This is a genomic window from Mongoliibacter sp. (genome assembly GCF_007692705.1).
Classification (GTDB): Bacteria; Bacteroidota; Bacteroidia; order Cytophagales; family Cyclobacteriaceae; genus Mongoliibacter.
Window position 1 is genome coordinate 37,637 of the sequence record NZ_REBN01000176.1, and the last position, 19,464, is coordinate 57,100.

At 39.8% G+C, this 19,464-nt stretch carries 14 protein-coding genes; 6 read left to right on the forward strand and 8 right to left on the reverse strand.

The features are described from left to right. The first annotated feature begins 85 nt into the window (after positions 1–85). Positions 86–1,162 (forward strand): endonuclease/exonuclease/phosphatase family protein, encoded by a 1,077-nt coding sequence (locus tag EA341_RS12305; RefSeq protein WP_293014835.1) that lies wholly within the window; start codon positions 86–88, stop codon positions 1,160–1,162. Here the strand turns inward: EA341_RS12305 and EA341_RS12310 are convergent. Further along, on the reverse strand, positions 1,159–3,411 hold the full coding sequence (locus EA341_RS12310) for an efflux RND transporter permease subunit (protein WP_293014838.1): 2,253 nt from the start codon (positions 3,409–3,411) through the stop codon (positions 1,159–1,161). The two genes, EA341_RS12305 and EA341_RS12310, sit on opposite strands and share 4 nt — an antisense overlap. A 210-nt stretch (positions 3,412–3,621) precedes the next feature. Here EA341_RS12310 and EA341_RS12315 point away from each other — a divergent pair, with 210 nt between their 5' ends. Beyond that, positions 3,622–4,416 carry a thymidylate synthase gene (locus EA341_RS12315; RefSeq protein ID WP_293014841.1) on the forward strand — a complete coding sequence of 265 codons (795 nt, stop codon included), beginning with the start codon at positions 3,622–3,624 and terminating at the stop codon, positions 4,414–4,416. A 1-nt stretch (position 4,417) separates the two neighbouring features. Here EA341_RS12315 and EA341_RS12320 read toward each other — a convergent pair whose 3' ends face one another. Next, positions 4,418–5,236 (reverse strand): aminotransferase class IV, encoded by an 819-nt coding sequence (locus EA341_RS12320; protein ID WP_293014843.1) that lies wholly within the window; start codon positions 5,234–5,236, stop codon positions 4,418–4,420. A gap of 165 nt (positions 5,237–5,401) precedes the next feature. On the opposite strand from EA341_RS12320, the gene sdaAB reads away from it, so the two are divergent. Genes sdaAB through EA341_RS12335 form a run of 3 tightly spaced genes read left to right on the forward strand, consistent with a single transcriptional unit; the run spans position 5,402 to position 8,738 of the window. After that, the gene (gene sdaAB / locus EA341_RS12325; RefSeq protein WP_293014846.1) at positions 5,402–6,079 is read left to right on the forward strand and encodes an L-serine ammonia-lyase, iron-sulfur-dependent subunit beta; all 678 of its coding nucleotides are present in this window, start codon (positions 5,402–5,404) and stop codon (positions 6,077–6,079) included. A 1-nt stretch (position 6,080) separates the two neighbouring features. Then, the gene (locus EA341_RS12330) at positions 6,081–7,424 is read left to right on the forward strand and encodes a TolC family protein (protein WP_293014854.1); all 1,344 of its coding nucleotides are present in this window, start codon (positions 6,081–6,083) and stop codon (positions 7,422–7,424) included. A 9-nt stretch (positions 7,425–7,433) separates the two neighbouring features. Continuing rightward, positions 7,434–8,738 carry an efflux RND transporter periplasmic adaptor subunit gene (locus tag EA341_RS12335; protein ID WP_293014856.1) on the forward strand — a complete coding sequence of 435 codons (1,305 nt, stop codon included), beginning with the start codon at positions 7,434–7,436 and terminating at the stop codon, positions 8,736–8,738. A 90-nt stretch (positions 8,739–8,828) separates the two neighbouring features. Here the strand turns inward: EA341_RS12335 and EA341_RS12340 are convergent, their stop codons facing one another. Next, a complete protein-coding gene (locus EA341_RS12340) occupies positions 8,829–9,293 on the reverse strand; it encodes a CHY zinc finger protein (protein WP_293014859.1) in 465 nt (154 codons plus the stop codon). An 895-nt stretch (positions 9,294–10,188) separates the two neighbouring features. On the opposite strand from EA341_RS12340, the gene EA341_RS12345 reads away from it, so the two are divergent. Then, the gene (locus EA341_RS12345) at positions 10,189–11,223 is read left to right on the forward strand and encodes a TQO small subunit DoxD (protein ID WP_293014861.1); all 1,035 of its coding nucleotides are present in this window, start codon (positions 10,189–10,191) and stop codon (positions 11,221–11,223) included. A 176-nt stretch (positions 11,224–11,399) separates the two neighbouring features. Here the strand turns inward: EA341_RS12345 and EA341_RS12350 are convergent, their stop codons facing one another. From EA341_RS12350 to EA341_RS12370, 5 genes are all read right to left on the reverse strand, one after another. Then, a complete protein-coding gene (locus tag EA341_RS12350; protein WP_293014863.1) occupies positions 11,400–14,153 on the reverse strand; it encodes a M14 family zinc carboxypeptidase in 2,754 nt (917 codons plus the stop codon). Positions 14,154–14,215: 62 nt separating this feature from the next. Then, positions 14,216–15,370, reverse strand: a complete 1,155-nt coding sequence (locus tag EA341_RS12355; RefSeq protein WP_293014865.1) for an aminotransferase class V-fold PLP-dependent enzyme — start codon at positions 15,368–15,370, stop codon at positions 14,216–14,218. A gap of 275 nt (positions 15,371–15,645) precedes the next feature. After that, a complete protein-coding gene (locus EA341_RS12360) occupies positions 15,646–16,842 on the reverse strand; it encodes an acetylxylan esterase (protein WP_293014867.1) in 1,197 nt (398 codons plus the stop codon). Between the two features lie 10 nt (positions 16,843–16,852). Then, positions 16,853–18,544, reverse strand: a complete 1,692-nt coding sequence (locus tag EA341_RS12365; protein ID WP_293014870.1) for a sulfatase — start codon at positions 18,542–18,544, stop codon at positions 16,853–16,855. A gap of 23 nt (positions 18,545–18,567) precedes the next feature. Beyond that, on the reverse strand, positions 18,568–19,464 hold an 897-nt coding region (locus EA341_RS12370; protein WP_367127445.1), incomplete at its 5' end, for a sulfatase/phosphatase domain-containing protein.

Here is a 19,464-nt window from a genome sequence, read left to right on the forward strand (position 1 = left end):
ACATTTTGAAACTTTTATCTTTATCCTTGCACACTATTTGTTTCAAAAGCGTTTTACATCTAATTTCGCTTTAAACAACCCTTAAATGGTAAGATTCATCACCACACTATTTTTCATCATTTCCCTGGCATTATTTTACAGTGTGTATATTTCCCCTGAATTTTTTCCCTATGTAGGATTGATTACGCTGACTATCCCTCTACTACTGGTAATCAACGGAATATTACTTTTCAGCTTACTTTTAGCAAGAAGGTGGCTTGCCCTACTTCCCTTGATCGCCCTCGCGTTAGGATGGAAATTTGTTGGAGTTACCTTTCAAATCCCAAATACTCAAACCACTACAGAACAGGAAAAACTCTCTATCCTGAGCTATAATGTTGCGCTATTCTCTTATGTGAGAGATAAAAGCACTCAACCAAACACTCAAAACATCATAAAGTGGATACAGGAATATGAAGCAGACATCAAATGCTTTCAGGAATTCTACCAGGATTACTCCACTCCCTCCAGAAATGCAATAAAACTGCTTGGTACAGAAAGCGGTTACGAGCATACATATCAGATCATTGAAGGAAGTCCCAAAAACAAATCCTACGGCATGGCCATTTTCAGTAAGCATCCCATAGTCAATGAAGGTAGGGTATTCGATACAAAAAGAAATAATGGAGTTATTTTTGCCGATATTAAAGTAGGCAAAGACACCGTCAGAATTTATAATGCTCATCTGGAATCCATGAGCATACAATCCGAAACACTTAATAACCTAGACGGAATCAAGGAAAATTACCGGGAAACATTAGGTAAGCTTAAAAGAGGTCAGGTGACAAGGGCCTCTCAGCTTGGTATTTTGGAAGAGCATATGAAAAACAGTCCTTACGTGAATATTTTGGTGGGAGACTTCAACGATGTTCCTTATAGTTATACCTATTTTACCTTAAGGAAAATTATGGAAAATGCTTTTGAGAAAGCAGGGAAAGGTTTTGGGTTTACCTATAACCGGGTTTTGTTTTTCCTCAGGATTGACAATATATTTTACGAAAAACCGCTCAAGGTCCTAAATTTCAAAACACATAAGGAAGTAGATTATTCCGATCATTATCCTATTTCGGCAACTTTTGATTGGGATTCTCCACTCAGGAATAAGCCTCCTGCCGAAGACTAATCCTGTTTTTTATCCCATATCTTTTTTAGGGGAATCAACATCAAAGGCAATAGCAGCAAATCAGCCAACAATGCAAAAACCAATGCCAGACTGATGAGCAATCCCGAATAGAAAGTAACACCAAATTGACTTAAAGTCAATATAGAGAAGCCAGAACCCAAGATCAGAGTAGTCAGAATGATAGCCTTTCCTGTCTCTAAATAGGTTCTTTTTAGTGCATATAGCCAAGACTTTCCTTTGGATAATTCTATCCTCATTTTAGACATAAAATGAATGCTGTCATCTACTGCAATACCAAATGCTACAGTAAAAATTATTGCTGTAGTAAGTTTTAACTCTATTCCGAGCAACCACATCACTCCGCACATCCATAGTAAGGGAATTATATTTGGTACCAAAACTACCATAGAAATTCTCCAAGATCTGAATAGAAAACCTGCAACGACAGCCACTATCAAAAAAGCAAGTCCCAATCCTCTTGCCGTTTGTTTGGTAACACTTTCATGACTGATATCTATAAGGTTTGAGGTACCGGTTAACCGGACTTTTAGCAAATCTTGATTGATCTTTTCTTCCAAAAAATTCTCTAACTCCTTTCTCAGTTCTTTGCTTTTTAGGCTTCCCATATCCGAAGTCCTAGTAGAAAGTCTTCCTTCTTGATAAGATTTTGACAGCAATGTAACTGGACTTTCTTCTATTGCTTTAGGTATAAACTCTTTGACCTTAGACATTTGGGCTGGAGAAGGGAGCCTGTAGGCATTTTCATTTCCTGCATTCTGGGCTTTGTTGATACCTTTAACAAGACTTAAAGGTGAAAGGACCACTGCGCTTTGGTAATTATCCAACACAAACGCTTCTAGTTTTTCTATTTCCAACAAAACTTCTCTATCCAGCAAATCTTCTCCCTTCTCCCCTACTGAAAGTGACAATTCCAGGGGTTTGGAACCTCCAAAGAAATCATCAAAGAATTCGAATTCCTTTACCAAAGCATGGTGCCGAGGGAGGTTATCCAGGATATATCCATTGACTTTGAGTTCGCTAAGGCCAATTGCGGAAGCTATTGAAATCAACACAAAAGCTATTACTATCGGTGTTCTTAGAGAAGTGACTTTCAGGAAAGCGTTCCGCATTCCGATCCGCCATCGTTCAGTCAACCTTTCACTATTTGCAATCTTGAGAGGGGCAAAAAGGTAAAGTAGTCCCGGGGCGATGCTTATTACTGCCAAAAACATGATCATCACCCCAATACCAGTATGCAATCCAAAAAATTTCAAACTAGGTACTGTCGTCAGGTACAGACTTAAAAAGCCTAAAGAAGTCGTCAATGCAGTAAGGAATACTGCTAAAATAAGTTCTGAAAAGGACGCATTGATGGCCTCCTCCTTCCCTTTCCCTTCTCGTAACATGTTTAGATAATGGTTGAAAAAATGAACCAAAGCAGCCAAACCTATCACAGACAAAATAGTAGGCTTCATGACGGACATGACATCAAGGGGATTCCCCAAATATAGAGATAAGGACAGCGTCCAAAATATCCCAACTCCCAAAATCAACAAGGGAGTCAATACTCCCCAAAAACTCCTGAATATAGCATATAACAAGATGACGATGAGCACAAACGAAATGCTAAGAAAAAATGCAAACTCCTCCTGCAACAATTCTACAAACTCGCCCTGAGCTTTTATCTTACCGGCAGTTTTGATTTCTTTGATAGTGCTGTCCTCAAGAATAGCCGAAATCTCTGCATACAATTCATCTCCACCCTCTTTGCTGATCTGTTGTTTGTTATTGACCACAATCAGCAGGTATTTACCATCTTGATCAATCAGATTATCAGACCACTGGGCTGAATTCAAAATTTTTTCCCTCTGTTTCTCTAAATCCCCATCAATATCCAGCACCTCCCTACTCCTTACACCAAAGGCTCCAATCACCGGCTCCTTCAAATCCAAAAGAGAAACGGTGCTTTCAACCAATTCCAATTCTTTGAGCTTAGAATTGATTTTCTCGGCTTCTTTCAAGAAACTGGATTCAAATATCTCCTGACCTCCTAAAGCTACGAGCAAGTAATCATTGTCATTTCCAAACTGCTCTCTGAAGTCCAAAAAATAGGACAACTCCTCATCATCCTGAGGGAAAAAGCTTTCAAAGTCGTAATCAAATACCACTTGAGGTGGAAAAACTAAAATAACTGAAGTGACCAAAATGGCTATAGCCAAGGCCCAAAAAGAGTTTCTTTTTTTGAACATATCTTGTGAAAGATACAGTCCTAAATTCAAATTGTTTTGATTTAGGTATCAAAAATCATTTTCCCGAATGCCTTCCTACACTTTAATAAATAAATACGCCAAATTTTTCAATCGCCAAATAATTAAAAATTCCCATACCATTTTATATCTATCAGCTTTCCTATTCTTGGATATCTTCATAAATTGCCAGGAATAAAATCCCTGAGAAAAATGAAGCAATACCACGATTTGATGCAGCATATTTTGGATAATGGTGTCAAGAAGGAAGACCGTACAGGTACAGGTACCTTAAGTATCTTTGGTCATCAGATACGCTTTGACTTGCAGGAAGGATTTCCATTGGTCACCACCAAAAAACTGCACCTAAGGTCAATCATTATTGAATTGCTTTGGTTTTTGAAGGGTGACAGCAATATCAAATACCTCAATGAAAATAAAGTACGTATTTGGGATGAGTGGGCTGATGAAAATGGGGACCTAGGTCCTGTCTACGGTTACCAATGGAGACATTGGCCGGACGGCAAAGGCGGTGAAATCGATCAGATCAAAAACCTGATTGAGCAAATCAAAAACAAGCCTGATAGTAGAAGACATATTGTGAGCGCTTGGAATGTAGCTGACGTTGACAATATGGCCTTACCTCCCTGCCATACAATATTTCAGTTTTATGTAGCAGATGGTAAGCTTTCCTGCCAATTGTACCAAAGGAGTGCGGATGTGTTTTTGGGGGTACCCTTCAATATTGCCTCCTACGCACTCTTTACCATGATGGTCGCTCAAGTTTGTGGACTTCAGCCTGGTGATTTTGTGCATACATTCGGAGATGCTCACCTATATAGTAATCATCTTGAGCAGGCCAAGTTACAGTTGAGCAGAGATATTAGACCACTGCCTACCATGAAAATCAATCCTGAGGTGAAAGACATCTTTTCTTTTAACTATGAGGATTTTGAATTGCTTAATTACGATCCTCACCCTCATATAAAGGCGGAAGTAGCTGTATAACTTATTTGAAAAGCATAAAAAGTTCAGGAGGCAGCCCCGATGTTTTAAAGGTGTTGCCTTCAATATTTTCAATCATGCAGATTCCTGTCACATTGGAAGTAAATACCCTTTCTGCTTGCATCAAATCTGTTTTTAGGAATATTCCTTCCCCCACCTTTTTACCTAGATCTTTCAACTTTTCTAAAATGACCCTTCTGCTCACCCCAGCTATACAGGAAGACTCCAAAGAAGGTGTATAAAACACCCCTTCTATTTCCCAAAAAATGTTACTCGAACCTGCCTCGGAGACATATCCTTTGTCATTCAATAAAATGATTTCATCTAAGGACTTCTCAATCCTCTCCAAATTGGCCATCACATAATGAAGTCCATTTATGGTCTTACAATGGCTCCAGATTGTAGAAGGGACGCGGAAAGTACTTGAAAATGCTGCTTTAGACTTGAGCGGATTAGCCATGGAAAAAGCACTTATTTGGAGGGTCTCTTGAATTCCGTTCTCTACGGGAGTGTATTTACCCTGTCCGCTTCTATAAACGTTCCAACGGATCCTTTTCGAAACCCCTTGAAAACCATTATTGATGAGTAATCTTTCGATTTCAGCAATATCAGAAAGCTGAGAAGTATTCAATTGAAGCGTGGCACATCCCATGACCAACCTTTCTTGGTGGTAATCTGAAAATCTTATCATATTGTTTTCAAAGACCATCGTTTCAAATAAACCATCACCAAAAAGAAAGCCGCGGTTATGAAATTCCTTGGGAGTTTCCTCCCAAAAGCCTTTGGTATTCTTAAAAAATGAGTGTGTACTATTTTCGTTCATCTAATCGTTCGTTTTCGGACATACTCCATATTTGGATATTTGTATCTGGGTTAAAAATAATTAAATCTTTAAGAATTTATCTTCATTTCCTGTCTATTCGTCGATTTTAATGGTTGGCTTTAAATTTAGTTCTTACTTTAGCACAGTAATTGAAAATTAATAAATATGGGTACAAAAAGCAGTGTTTTTGATATGATAGGACCGGTTATGATAGGACCTTCATCATCCCATACGGCAGGTGTAGTAAGAATAGCAAGATCCAGTATCAAAATTCTCGGTGGTATTCCGGATGAAGCAATTATTACATTTTACAATTCATTTGCCCGGACTTACGAAGGTCATGGTAGTGATTTGGCTATCCTTGGTGGCCTATTGGACTACAAAACTGACGACGCTAACATTAAAAAATCTCTTGAGTTGGCCAAGGAGAAGGGACTAAAATACACCTTCAAATCAATCGGAAATGCTTCTGTGTATCATCCTAATACAATTAAGCTGAATTTGATTAAAGACGATAAAAAGATCGAGGTCATAGGTGAAAGCTTAGGAGGTGGCATCATTAATATTGCTGAGGTAGATGGTTTTCATGCTAATTTTTCTGCACAGTCTCACACCTTAATCATCAAGGCTCAGGATATCTCTGGTGCGATTGCATTTATTTCTGCCGTTATCACCCAGGAAAAAGCCAATATCGCAACCATGTCCGTTTCAAGAAAAGGAAAAAATGACATTGCTTGCCACGTTATCGAGATGGACTCAGGAATTGCACCGATAACCATTCAATATTTAAAGAGTCTTTCTTGGGTCAAAGAACTCATTTACCTTCCAGATATAGATTTATAATATGAAAAAAATTTACGCCTTTGGGCTAGTATTAGTTTACCTATCACTCTTTGAGACAGTGGCACAGGTAACCGACTACCGTTCCATGGACTTAGAAGGAGTCATCGAAACAGCTCTCGAAAACAACCTACAGCTACAGAGAAGCCAAGTCAACCTAGCAACGCAGGAAGCCAATCTGATTGGTAATATAGGCCAGAGAATCCCAAGTTTTTCAACAGGTGGAAGCTCTGGATACAGGTGGGGACGATCAATCAACCCGGTAACAAACCTTTTCGAAAACAATAGGATAGGAAATATCAATTTATTTGCAAACGCCAATATGACTTTGTTTGCAGGACAACAAATTGATAATACCATCAAGCAAAATAGAATAGAGATTGAGGCTGCCCAATACAATGTATTGGCTACTGAAAATAACATTACTTTAAATGTTATCAATCTTTTTATCAATGTAGTTTTTGCAAAAGAACAATTGAAAATAGCTGAAAATCAATTATCTACAACAAAAGAACAAGTTAATAATACCATTCGACTGGTAGATGCAGGCGCACTTCCTTTGGCAAATAAGCTTGATATTGAAGCCCAAAATGCTACCAATGAACTCGAAGTGGTAAATGCAATCAATAACCTTAGGATAGCCAAATTGAATTTGGCTCAAGCCATGCAGATACCCTTCAGTGAAGACATGGATATTTTAGCTCCAGAACTTGAACCGGAAAACTTCAGTATGACTGACAGAAATGTAGATGAGATATTTGAGGTTGCCTTGGAACTTATGCCGGAAATAAGAGCGGCAGAGCTAGGTATTGAAAGTGCTGACTTTGGAGTCAGAATTGCCAAAGGTGGTTATCTGCCTACATTGGGTATAGGGGCTAGTGCTTTTTCAAACTATATAGATCAGTTTTTCCTAGGTGAGAGACTAGAATTTGGCACCCAAATCAGGAATAACTTCTCCAATTCTGCCAACATACAACTGAATATCCCTATTTTATCAAATTTTCGGAACAGGTCAAATGTGCAAAGAGCAAGACTGCAAAAAAGACTTTCTGAAATACAGGAAGTGGAAACCCGCAACCAATTACGGCAAGATATTGAATCCGCTTACACTAACGCCAATGCTTCAAGACAATCTTATAGAGCTTCTCAGCAGAGAGTATCATCGCTAGAGGAAGCCTTTAGAATTTCTCAGCAGCGTTTTGATGCTGGAGCTATCAACTTTGCTGATTATCAATTAGCCCAAAACAACTTCTTCAATGCACAAGCTGATTTGATCACCTCAAAATACACATACATTTTCAGGGTAAAAGTACTTGATTTTTACCTAGGCAACCCACTAACATTATAATACTCAGAAATGGCAAAGAAAAAATCAAATAAGCTGATTTACATCTTATTGGGAGTACTCGGCATTATCATCGTTTTCGCTATCATAGGAAAATCCGCAGGTTGGATTGGTGGTGAAAAAGAAGTTGCTGTTGAAGTGAAAAAAGCTTCAAAACTGTCCATTACCGAAAAAGTAAGTGCTTCAGGAGTCATTGAACCTGAAACAGAAGTAAAGCTCAGCCCTGATGTGGCTGGTGAAATCATCGAGCTAAACGTAATGGAAGGAGACTCTGTCAAAGTAGGTGACCTTTTGGTAAAAATCCGTCCTGACAATTTTATATCTGCATTGGATCGGGCACGCGCAAACTTAAATCAGAATCAGGCTAACCTCGCCCAGTCTAAAGCTAATCTTAAAAGATCAGAAGCGCAGTTTGTAAGGGCTGAACTAGAGTTTAAAAGAAATGAAAAACTTCATAAGGATAAAGTTATATCTGATGCAGACTGGGAACAGATCCAATCTACTTTTCTTACTGCCCAAAATGACCTTGATGCAGCTGAACAATCAGTCTTGGCTGCTGAATACATCATCAAGTCAGCTCAAGCTACTGTCAATGAAGCTGCAGAAAACCTAAGGCTAACCAATGTGTATTCTCCTTTCAATGGCGTAGTATCCAAGCTCTTGGTAGAAAAAGGTGAAAGGGTTGTAGGAACTCAGCAGATGGCTGGAACAGAAATGTTGAGATTGGCAGACCTCACCCGTATGGAAGTAAGGGTAAACGTGAATGAAAATGACATCATCCGGTTAAGCTTGGGAGATACAACATTGATTGAAGTTGATTCTTACAGTGCTTCCAATAAAAAGTTTAAAGGTATCGTAACCAGCATTGCCAATTCTGCAAATGAAAAAGCAAGTTCTGATGCAGTTACGGAATTTGAAGTTAAAATCAGGATCCTCAATGAATCCTATGCCGAACTGATCACTGAGCGTAATAGGTATCCCTTTAGACCGGGAATGACTGCGAGCGTGGATATCATTACCCAAAAGAAAGATAACATTCTGGCCGTTCCTTTGGCATCTGTGACCACAAGGGAAGACGAAACCACAACCAATCCTGATGGAGGCACAAGAACCAAAGAATTGGTTTTTGTAAATGATAATGGCAGAGCAAAAATGATTGAAATCAAAACTGGAATTTCTGATTTTGACAATATAGAAGTTTTGGAAGGTATCTCTGAAGGTCAGGAAATCATATACGGTCCCTATTTCGTGGTCAGCAAGCAATTGAAAGATGGCGATTTGATCAAGGTGATGAAGGAAGAAGACAAAAAGAAATAAGCCACTTTTTCGTAAAAATTTCAAGTCTCTTAAGTCCCTGTAAAGAATAATTCTTTACAGGGATTTTTTTGATAGTGGTTGTTGGGATTTTCACTCCGGATCTTGACTACCTTTGATCGCTATTATATCCTCATCAGTTTCAAAATACAAATGATAGTGATTGCTGCATCCTGGATTAAAACTGGCTTTACAATGTGGGCAGGTATTGTCTGATGCCATATAATCTTCAATACTCAGTTCTTCACCACAGACACCGCATAAAATTGCTTTTTGGTCAAACTCCTCCTTTGCCCAAACTTGATGCTCGTGATCAGCTTCTTCCTCATGGCAGCTAAAACAGGGGTAGTATTTATCGCAGCACTTGAATTTAATCGCAATAACGTCAAGCTGAGAATGCCAATGCACACAGCGGGTTTGCTTGTCTACTGGCTTTCCAAATACCCTTACTTCTCCGACCTTTACGAAATTGAACGGACTGGCTTCTTTCTCCTGAGCAAAGGCACTGCTAGATACAAACAAAAACAGAAGGAAGACAATAATATATTTTGCTTTCATACTTTTCAATAACTGTGTAAAGATAGGCTTTCAGTCATGGAAATAAAAAGTGAATACCTGATCTCAAAAAAGTTTGGTGATTTCATGGGATCTAACCTTAAAAACAGAAGGAATTACTAATTTTAAAAACCCAAGGCTTTTCACCTCGTTAGGGAATAGATTTGAAACACATAATTTGAAAAAAATAACTACCATAAAGGCAAAAATAACTACACTTCCCTTAATTGGTCTTGTACTCTTGCTGCTGCTTACTTCTTGCAAGATCAGAAATTTTGTTGAAGCTGAATTTGGTTTAACCAAAACCACAGTAATCAATAAGAATAAAGCAACTTTGCCTTCATCATCCTGTCAGGTTACTGATGCATCAGAAGCTTTCTCTTCAAATGAAAGACATCAGTTTATCCACTTTGATTTTTTTGCAAAAGATAATTTTTCAACAAAAAGTTTTAATAGGTCAGGTTTAGGGGGAAACTCAATTTTACCAGAAAGACGCCAATCACTTTTCTCCGTACCGCTTTATATTTTGTTTCAAAATTTCAAAATTCACCTTTAGTTTTTCTTAAAAATCATAGCTGGAGAAATTTATGAAAAAATCAATTACGCGGTTGGAACACCAATTTTTGATTTTGTTCCATTAAGGGTGTATTCTGTTTTTTTCAATACATTCTCAGCTAGCAATTTACTTCCAAGATTAATTGTAACCCCACCCGATGGTACTATTGGATAGTCTGACTGCGTTCAAAACGAAATTCCATCTAATAAGCAGGGTTTCATTAATTCAAATCATTCAAAAATCCTAAAGAGGAAAAACACCGATAACAGATGGTGTTTAGTAGTCGGCATGCCCTTGATAAGGAAGCATGCTGAGAATCCTCGAATTAAACAAAAATTAAAGATGAAAAATATAAGTTTGAAAAATGATGCGGGACTACTAGCCCTTTCAATCCGGTTAGTAATTGGCTGGACTTACTTTTCAGCCTTTTGGCGAAGGACTGTTTTAGCAAATAAATTGGATCCCGAAACAGCAGGATATATTGGCGAAAAATTCAACAACTTTCTACCAAATGCCTTAGGCATAAAGCCAGTTATTCAATTTCTTTTGGAAAATCCTGATATTTTGTGGTTTAGCATGGTTGGTTTTACCATCATTGAAGGTATTGTAGGTCTATTCATTATGTTTGGACTCTTTACCCGAATTATGAGTATTGGAGTGTTTGGTCTGGCTTTGGGAATCCTTTTAGGAGCTGGATGGATAGGCACTACTTGCTTGGATGAATGGCAAATTGGAGTTTTGGGGATTGCTACAGGTTTCATGCTTTTCTTGACCGGCAGCGGAAAGTACTCTTTGGACCACTACATTTTAAAAAACGAAATCCCCATTTCCAAAAAGAAATGGTTCCCTTGGATTGGTTCAGGTCCACTTCCGATCAAAGAATCTCTTTTCCCAAAGTTTGTACTTCTTGGTTCACTACTCATCTTAGGAACTACTCTTATGACTAACCAAATATTTCATGGAGGGCTCTGGGGCGTTCTTCATAATAAATCAATTCAACCAAAAATTGAAATAAGCAAAGGTGACATTAAAAACGGAGTCCTATCTTTTGAAATTTTCAGAACGGAAGGTGTCGATGTATATGGTTCTTGGGCAATTGGTATAGAGTTGAATGATGAAGAAGGAAACTCTATCATAACCTATGGACCGGAAGATTTAGCTTCTCTAAATTCTGCAAGTATTTACAATTACTACATCGCTGAAGTTAAACCTGGCCAACACAGCTTAGTCATTCCCTTGGGAGCCAAAGCAACGATCAAATTAAATGAAGATAGACTTAAGGAGCTACCAAAAGGAAATTACAAAGTTAAAATTATCGATATCAGTGGTGTATTTTGGGAACACGAAATAGCATATTTACCCAAAACACATCAATAAAAAATTAAAAACAGCGAAACTTTTACGCGAGTTTGGGTTTATTTTGATCGAATAGGTGGATTCCTAAGCAAAAAAATATGCTATTGATTTATAAAAAAAAATTCAAATTTGTTAAAAGTATTCAAGCCACATCAAAGAAAAAAAGCACGTCAATTATAACGTGCTTTTTTTAGATTTTACCTCAATTTATCCCAATTGATCAAAGTATTCCATACCATTGGAGAATCCGAATGATTCAAATACCTATGCAGGGGATCAAAAGTGAAAGCCACAACTGAACCTTTGCCCAAAGGAAGGTTGAACACAGAACCGTGACCGATTATTTCCTGCTCGTTTCTGACCATTCCGGCGATCACATAGTCAGGATTTTTCTCTTTTTTATCTTCCTTCTCTACTTTTTCTCTTTCCGGCATACCCATGATATGTCCTTCATACTCCACCTCATCTTTCAAAGGCTCAAATCCATATTGCGCCACCATCAAATCCCTGTTGTACTTATTCGTCTGCAACAAAGGTCCATTTCCTCTGAATAATGGAAAGCTTTCTCCATAACCATACAAAACGGGAGAATCTGATTTTCTTGCTTTGGCCCGGATGATAGAACCTGGATGAAACAATCCTGAGGCATTTACGGGAGATAATTCTGAGGCGATACCCAGTTCTGCCAAAATCGCAGAGGTATTGTCAAAACTGATCAAGACCCCTCCTTCTTCTGCAAATTTTCTCAGGTTGTCAATTCCCGAAAATCCCGGTCCACCTGTCATGTCATTGGTAGACGCAGGGAATCCATGAGATGGAAATTCCGCTGTCTTGGTGAAAGGCATAGGACCGAATTTCCTGTCTACTCCATTTACAAAGTTTGTAGCATTCCCTCTGACCCTAGGAAGGATTATCACATCATACTTAGATTTCAGACCACCTGCCTTGAGGTCATCTTTATCTATTGATGTGTAGGGAATTCCTCTTTCTTCAAAAGTATATCTTGTCCACCCCTCATCTTGGGTATTGTACCAAGTATGATACACAGCAACTCTTGGTAGGTTGACAGTTTTCATTTGATCCGCGCTGATGTTAGCTGCACTGCCCTTGATGTCAAGCCCAAATTCCTCTGCTATTTTAGAAGCCTGATTGGTATTGATTTTCCTGAAAACAAGGGTCCCTGCACTTAGCGTTTCGCTATCTACAACTGTCTCCTTTTGGAGAATTGATATTTCTGCATTTCTATTCTCCTTTTTCAACCAATACAGGGCTGGTAAAACGGTGTTCTGGGCATGATAAGGTAAAATAAAGGTACTTCCACTACCTGAAACTTTTCCTTTATAAACCGCATCTTCTGTCAGCATTTTGAGGGAGGCAGTATCAAAATCCACTTCCTCCTTGGCCTCTACATCTACTCCATATAAATAAGGTAAGGTCCATGCAATGGCATCATAAGGAGGATATTTCGCATCCTTCGGATAAGACTGTGGTGTCAAAAGGGAAACTAAGAGGTTCCTGTAAGGTTGCTCAGAAAGCACCACATAATGACTGTCATTCTCATGCACCTCTATACCCTGAACTTTCAACTGATTGGCCAAGTAAGCCACCATAGCAGGATCTTTTTGGTCTTTAGCGATGGTGAAAGCCTTCGGGCCTTCTTTCCTTCCTTTTTCTACACTGTTAAAACCTTTTTTATAGAAATTCCTCAATAACAACTGCCCATTAGTAGCGGCATAATATAAAGAGGCCAAAACACCTACTTGGGTATAATTGATATTATTTCTGAAAGACCAATTGACCAAAGGTGTGGCAGGATCAGGTCGGTACCATTCCTTAGAAGATGCCAAATCCCCTGCAAATTTTGCGGTAGAATAATCTCTCAAATAGGTGTCCGCCCCGGCATTGCCGTAGGTTTCATAGAAGCGTCCATTGGAATTGTGGTTGTTTGCTACCCAGATACCATATCCAGGCCACCAGCCGTCATAAAAAGCCCAGGTAAAGGCGCCTGGCATTCCCTGTGCGGATACTTCTGCTACATCATGATTTCCCATTACCTGCCATTCAGATTGGGTGATGGGATCTACAAAATCATTGTAAGGACCTGTTCCTGTGGAAATATACAGCAAAGGCACTGACTCATGCAGGTCAAGCATCACTGTAGGGTGAAACTCAAAAAACCCTTTGAATATGGATTTGGTGATTTGCTGGGAGACTTGGAGTCCATCCCTGTTATTGTCGTGGAACACATACTTCGCCCAATAAGGCGTAGAACGTGGGAATCCATCATCAAATAATTCTCTTCCTTTGGTATACCTGAAATACCAGTCCACCTGCTTATCCCAACCATCTGGCTCGGATATTGGATTGATGACAGTGATGACATTTTCTCGGATAGCTTTGATGTCGTTCGCTTCTGAAGTGACTAGCCTGTAGGCCATCTCCATCAACATTTCCGGAGCTCCCATCTCAGTGGCATGCATTCCAGCTGACACATAGTAGACAGGCTTGCTGTCCATGATAATCTGCTCAGCTTGTTCCTGGCTCGTTTTTCGAGCATCAGCCAATTTGGCCAATTGCTCTTTGTAGTGATCAAGTCTATCAATAGACTCCTGATTGCCAATAACAATCAGGTAAAATGGCCTATCCTCTTCTGTCCTACCCATTTCCTGCATGTGTACCAAAGGGGAAGAATCTGCAAGTTTTTGGTAATAGCCATAAATCTCGGTAGTACGGTGGACTATACCTTCCGTGCCTATAATATGGCCAAAATGCTTGAGTGGTGAAGGAACTGTGGGATGATCAACAATGTCCAATAAGGACTGGGGTAAAAAACGATCATCGGTGGTAAATTCTTTGATTTTGTCAATGTAAGCTTCATCTACTTGTTGTGCTTTTAGTCCAAAACTGAAAAGCACCAACAGGGAGAAGAGCATCTTAAAGGTTAGCTTCATGATAATGGTTTTTATTGTATGGATTGAAACTACAAAAAAAGATTGTATGGCATTACAGAAATTTACTTGGATGGTCGATCCAATACATCCATTAAACTTTCAAGGTCTTCTGAAGTATTGTAAAGGTGCAGAGATAGCCTGATTGCTTCTCCCCGTACTGAAACATATATTTTTCTATCTTCCAATTTTTTCAGTAAAGTTGTTTTGTCAAGATCTTTTGGCAAATGAATTCCAAAGAGATGGGGAGACCTAAAATTATCCTCTTCTATCCCGTACCCATTAGACTCGAAAAAAGGCCTCAAAGGTATGGCTAGGTTTTTTACATACGCCTGAATAGTTCCTTCCCCCCAATCCAGAATTTGTTGAATAGCGGTGTGAAGCATAGGGAGCAGGACAAAATTGCTGAACTCTCCCATATTGTACCGGCCTGCACCGGCTGAGTAATCATGAGCATAATTGGTTAATCCTGAAAAATCTGTAGAATTTGATCTGTTCATCCAGCTTTCTTCCAAAGGTCTCCCCTCATTGAATTTCTCTGCATAGTAGACCAAACCTATGCTATAAGGCCCCAAAAGCCACTTATACCCTGCACAGATCAGGGCATCTGCCTTGATAGCATGCACATCTATAGGTATTGCCCCTACTGACTGGGTACCATCCAGAATAAAGTAAGCGCCATGTTCTTTACATTTTTCCCCGATTTCTTCCAGCAGAAATCGTGTTCCGTCCGTCCAATGCACCGTGGACATCAGCACTACAGCAGTATTCTGATTGATACTTTCAAGAATTTGTTCATTCCAAGAGCCTCCTACTGCCCCTCTTCCTGAAGGTCTTTCGATGACTTGCAGTGTTTTTCTATTTTCTTCGCACCAACGGGCTATGCTGAAGTAACCACTGGGAAACTCTTCCCCAACCACAATCGCCGTATTCCCATTATTCAAGGGAAGGTTGTTGACAGCTGCCATCATGCCGTAGGATGCTGAAGGGATAATGGCCACCTGCTTGGCATTGGCATTGACCAATTGTCCGAAAGCTTTCCTCAAAGCTTCTGCCTCTTCAAAAAAATGATCTGGTTTGATTTGGATGGGGTTATTCTTTTTTTGAATTGCAGCTATTCCTGCTTGCTCCACTGTTTTGAGCTGCGGTCCCATATAGGCACAGTTCAGGTAGTGAATGTCTTCGGGTAAGGAGAAAAGGGATTTTTGGTTGTTCAGCATGTCATGAATGATAGAAGATTGGGGGATTTAAAAGATACTGATGGATACTGGTTGATATTATTGGATAATAATACTATTGGATACTCGTAGATATTCGTTGATACTATTGGATATTGATACTAAGTTGACTTTGTCATATGTGGATCGAAGAAAAAACCTGACAGGTTTTTAACCAATACTTTCAACTTGGCAAGCTAGGTCTAATAGTATCCAATATCAATCTAATCATTCAGTTAGATGTATATTCAAGTTTCTGAAGATTTAAAGATTTGAATTTACTTTTTAAATCTCTTTTCAGCAAAGTCTAAAAACCGCTCCCAATCATAAGCACTGAGGTCATGTGCTCCTTCCCTAAGATGGTATCCTAGGTGTTCCAGTTGCACAGTATTCACCTCGGAATTGAAGGTTTCAGGCAATTCCTGTAGCGTCTGATAAATTTCTCCATACACCCGGGAAGCAAAAAGAAGGGACAGATACTCCCCCTTTGGGTCAGCCCATTGGTCATCCTTGGAAGAGGCCACATATAGCCCTCTAGGTGCAATCAAGGAAAGAAGCATGTGTTGGTCTAAGGGCAAAGATTCCTCCCTTCCATTGTACTTTTTAAAGTTATCGGTAAACCAAAATGGAAAAGTGGTATTGATTCTTTCCACCGTTTCTCCAAATTTTCTTTTCGAAAGTGCAGCTCCACCACAGCCGGATTCGTTGGCAACGGTAATTGCCCAACGGGTATCATTGGCACCACACCAAAGTGCAGCTTTGCCTCCCCTTGAATGTCCCACCAACATGGCTCTTTTGTCATCGATTTCAGGATTTTGCTCAAAATAATCCATTGCCCGCATGGCTCCCCAAGCCCATGCACCCAAACCTCTCATGCCATTGGTCATTTGGAGCTGCTCAGGATAAAGCCTGCCCAAAATGCCTTGGCTGAACCTTTCCTTATCGTCTGGAGAGACATCTTCCACATCAAATACAGCCGCCACCATTCCTTTGCCTATGATTTCATCTATAGGAAAAAACCTGTCAGCAGTATCTTTCAACAATTCCGAGACATTCCTATGGCTGATCACCAAAACCACAGGAAGTACTCCTGTAAAGCCCTTTGGAAAAAATAAGTGAAGCTTCACTGTATTTTGCTTCCCCGACCTTTCCACTTGGATTTCCACTGTTTTCATGTTGGAAAAATCACTGTATGGATGTTCCGAAACTACTTGTTCCTCAAAACTAATTTTATCAAAATCCTGAGGTAATTCTCCATAGACCTCATCTGCGAAAAGCTGGAGTATTTCTGTTCTCCTGACCTTTTCCCAGTCATTTGCATCTTTGATAAGCTTTCCATCCTGGCTGATAAATACATCCGGAATGCTCAAAGCCGGTACTTTACTTTCGTCATAATTAGGTTCCTGTTGGGCCATGGTCATAGTCGCGGTTAGGCTAATTAGGGTAATGCATGCAAAAACAGTTTTTTGGAGCATAACTTTTCAATTATTTCAGGGAAGTATCTTTCTTTAAAATCTCCTGAAGCTGCGAATCCTTGAACCCTTGAGCACCCACTTTTTCAAACTGACGGAGATACTCCTCCAGCAAACGCTGACTGATCTCTGAGGAGTCTCCATACTTTTCCCTCATAGCATCAAGTTCTCCATGGAGTTTTTCCCTAATTCCGGCATATTCTGGATCATCGTAGACATTCTTCAATTCATAAGGATCATTCATCCTGTCATACAATTCCCATTCATCCACATCAAAGTAAAAATGGATCAACTTGTACTCCTTGGTAACAATGGCATAATGCCGCTTGACCATGTGAATAGATGGGTATTCGTAATAATGGTAATAAACAGCTTCTCTGTCCCATTTTTCAGTATCCCCTGTCAGCAGCGGAATAAGACTTTCTCCCTGCATGTCTGCAGGAGTTTCAATACCTGCAGCTTCCAGAAATGTCTGGGCAAAATCCAGGTTTTGAACCATTTCATCCGATCTGCTCCCAGCCTTGATTTTTTCCGGCCAAGCCACCAAAAGCGGAGTCTTGAAGGATTCATTGTACACAAATCTTTTGTCAAACCAACCATGTTCGCCCAAATAGAAACCTTGGTCTGAGGTGTAAACGATAATTGTATTTTCCATAAGACCATTGGCTTCCAAGTAATCCAAAACCCTACCCACATTTTCATCCACCGAAGCAATGGTCCCCAGATAGTCCTGCATATAGCGTTGGTATCTCCATTTCATTTTTTCTTCCTCAGACATATTTGGATATGCAGCCTTGAATTCTTCATTTAAAGGCATATACACCCTATCCCAATTTTCGCGCTGTGCACTATTCATCCTGCCAACTTCTCTTTTGAAAGCGCCCTTATCCCAGCCAGAAGCATCCGGTATTCCCAATTCATCCATTACTTCCGGATATACTTTGGAATCTCCGGCCCAATTCATATGATGTAACAGGTTCATTTCTGCCTCCTTGGCAGCAGTTCCCCTGCCGGAATAATCATCAAAAAGCGTAACCGGCTCAGGATATTCATTTTGGGCAAATTCGGTTAAATGCCTCTCAGCAGGGAGCCATTCTCTGTGTGGCGCCTTATGCAGGTACATCAGCATAAAAGGCTTATCATCAACCTTTTCATTTTCAAGCCAATCCAAGGTCATATCTGTAATAATATCCGTCACATAACCTTCTACTTTAATATTGCCTTCATTTTTGGTGATGAAATCCGGGTTATAATAATTCCCCTGACCGGGAAGGATTTTAAATTGATCAAAACCCTTTGGGTTGTTGCCAAAATGCAACTTCCCAAACATGGCTGTCTGGTATCCCGCATCTTGAAAAAGTTGTGGAAAGGTGACATTGGTGGTATCGAAGGGGAAATGGTTATCCGTTTTACCGTTGAGATGGGAATGCTTGCCCGTGAGTATGGTCGCCCGTGAGGGAGCGCAGATGGAATTGGTCACAGAAGCATTGGTGAAAAGCATGCCCATTTCCGCAATCCGATCAATGTTCGGTGTATGAATCAGGCGTGTATCATAAGCCGAAATCGCCTGATAGGCGTGATCATCTGACATGATAAAGACGATATTGGGCCTCTTTTTTTGTTCATCCTCTTTCTTTTGTTCACAAGAAAAAATAACGAAGACAATTAAGCTGCAAATAAAAAGATGGAAGCTTGGTTTGTGCATGGAATAGATATTTAGTGTATAATTTATAGGGAAACCTTTTTAAATATTAAGCCTTTGATTGACGGACTGTTATCATCTTTTTCTGCTATGCCTAATTTAAGATTCAATTCCCCTTTTTCAAATTTAATTTTGCCCAATGGTAATTCCGGCCATATATATTCCTCGACCTCACCACGGGGAACCCTATCCTGATTCGGCACAAGTTCTGCAGTATTGACCTCATCAAACGGAATTTCCAATAGCTCATTGTTTAGGGAAAGCAGGAGGGTAAAAGGAGAATCATTACTCATTTGAAGAAAGACCTCATAAGTCATGCCCTCCACCACCTCTAAGTCCCATTGCACATAATCCTCCTGAGATTGAAATCCAACAAACCAATCATTGGCCCAACCCATTTCACCTTGAAAAGCTACACTGCCAAATCTCTTCCCATCCGGAGCGGGCAATTCCACGATTGGCACAGCTTGATGCCCCACCTGAATCAAGGGTGGTTCTATTCCCCGTTCTGTCATTTTTTTCAACCAAATAAGGTATTGCCCTTCCATTTCAGCAGCCTTAGTCAATTCATTTTCCATGATATTGTGTTTTTGGGACGGGTCTTCAATGAGGTTGAAAAGCTCTTTTTGCTTGTTTTTCATGGTCAGCAAATATTCCTGATCGCGTACTGCCCCCGGAATAGTATCGAATTTGAAATTCACGTGGTGGGTGAAAAAATACCGGTCTTCCCAATCATAATTCCCATCTATGAGAGGCTTCAAACTTTTCCCGTGGATCTCCAAATTTTCCGGTACAGATATGTTTAAAAAATCGGCTAAGGTCGGTAAAATGTCAATATGTGCAGCCCATAGTTTTACCAATTGAGGGCCATATTTCGGGATTTTCATAAAAAAAGGCACTCTCACACCTCCCTCATCAAGATC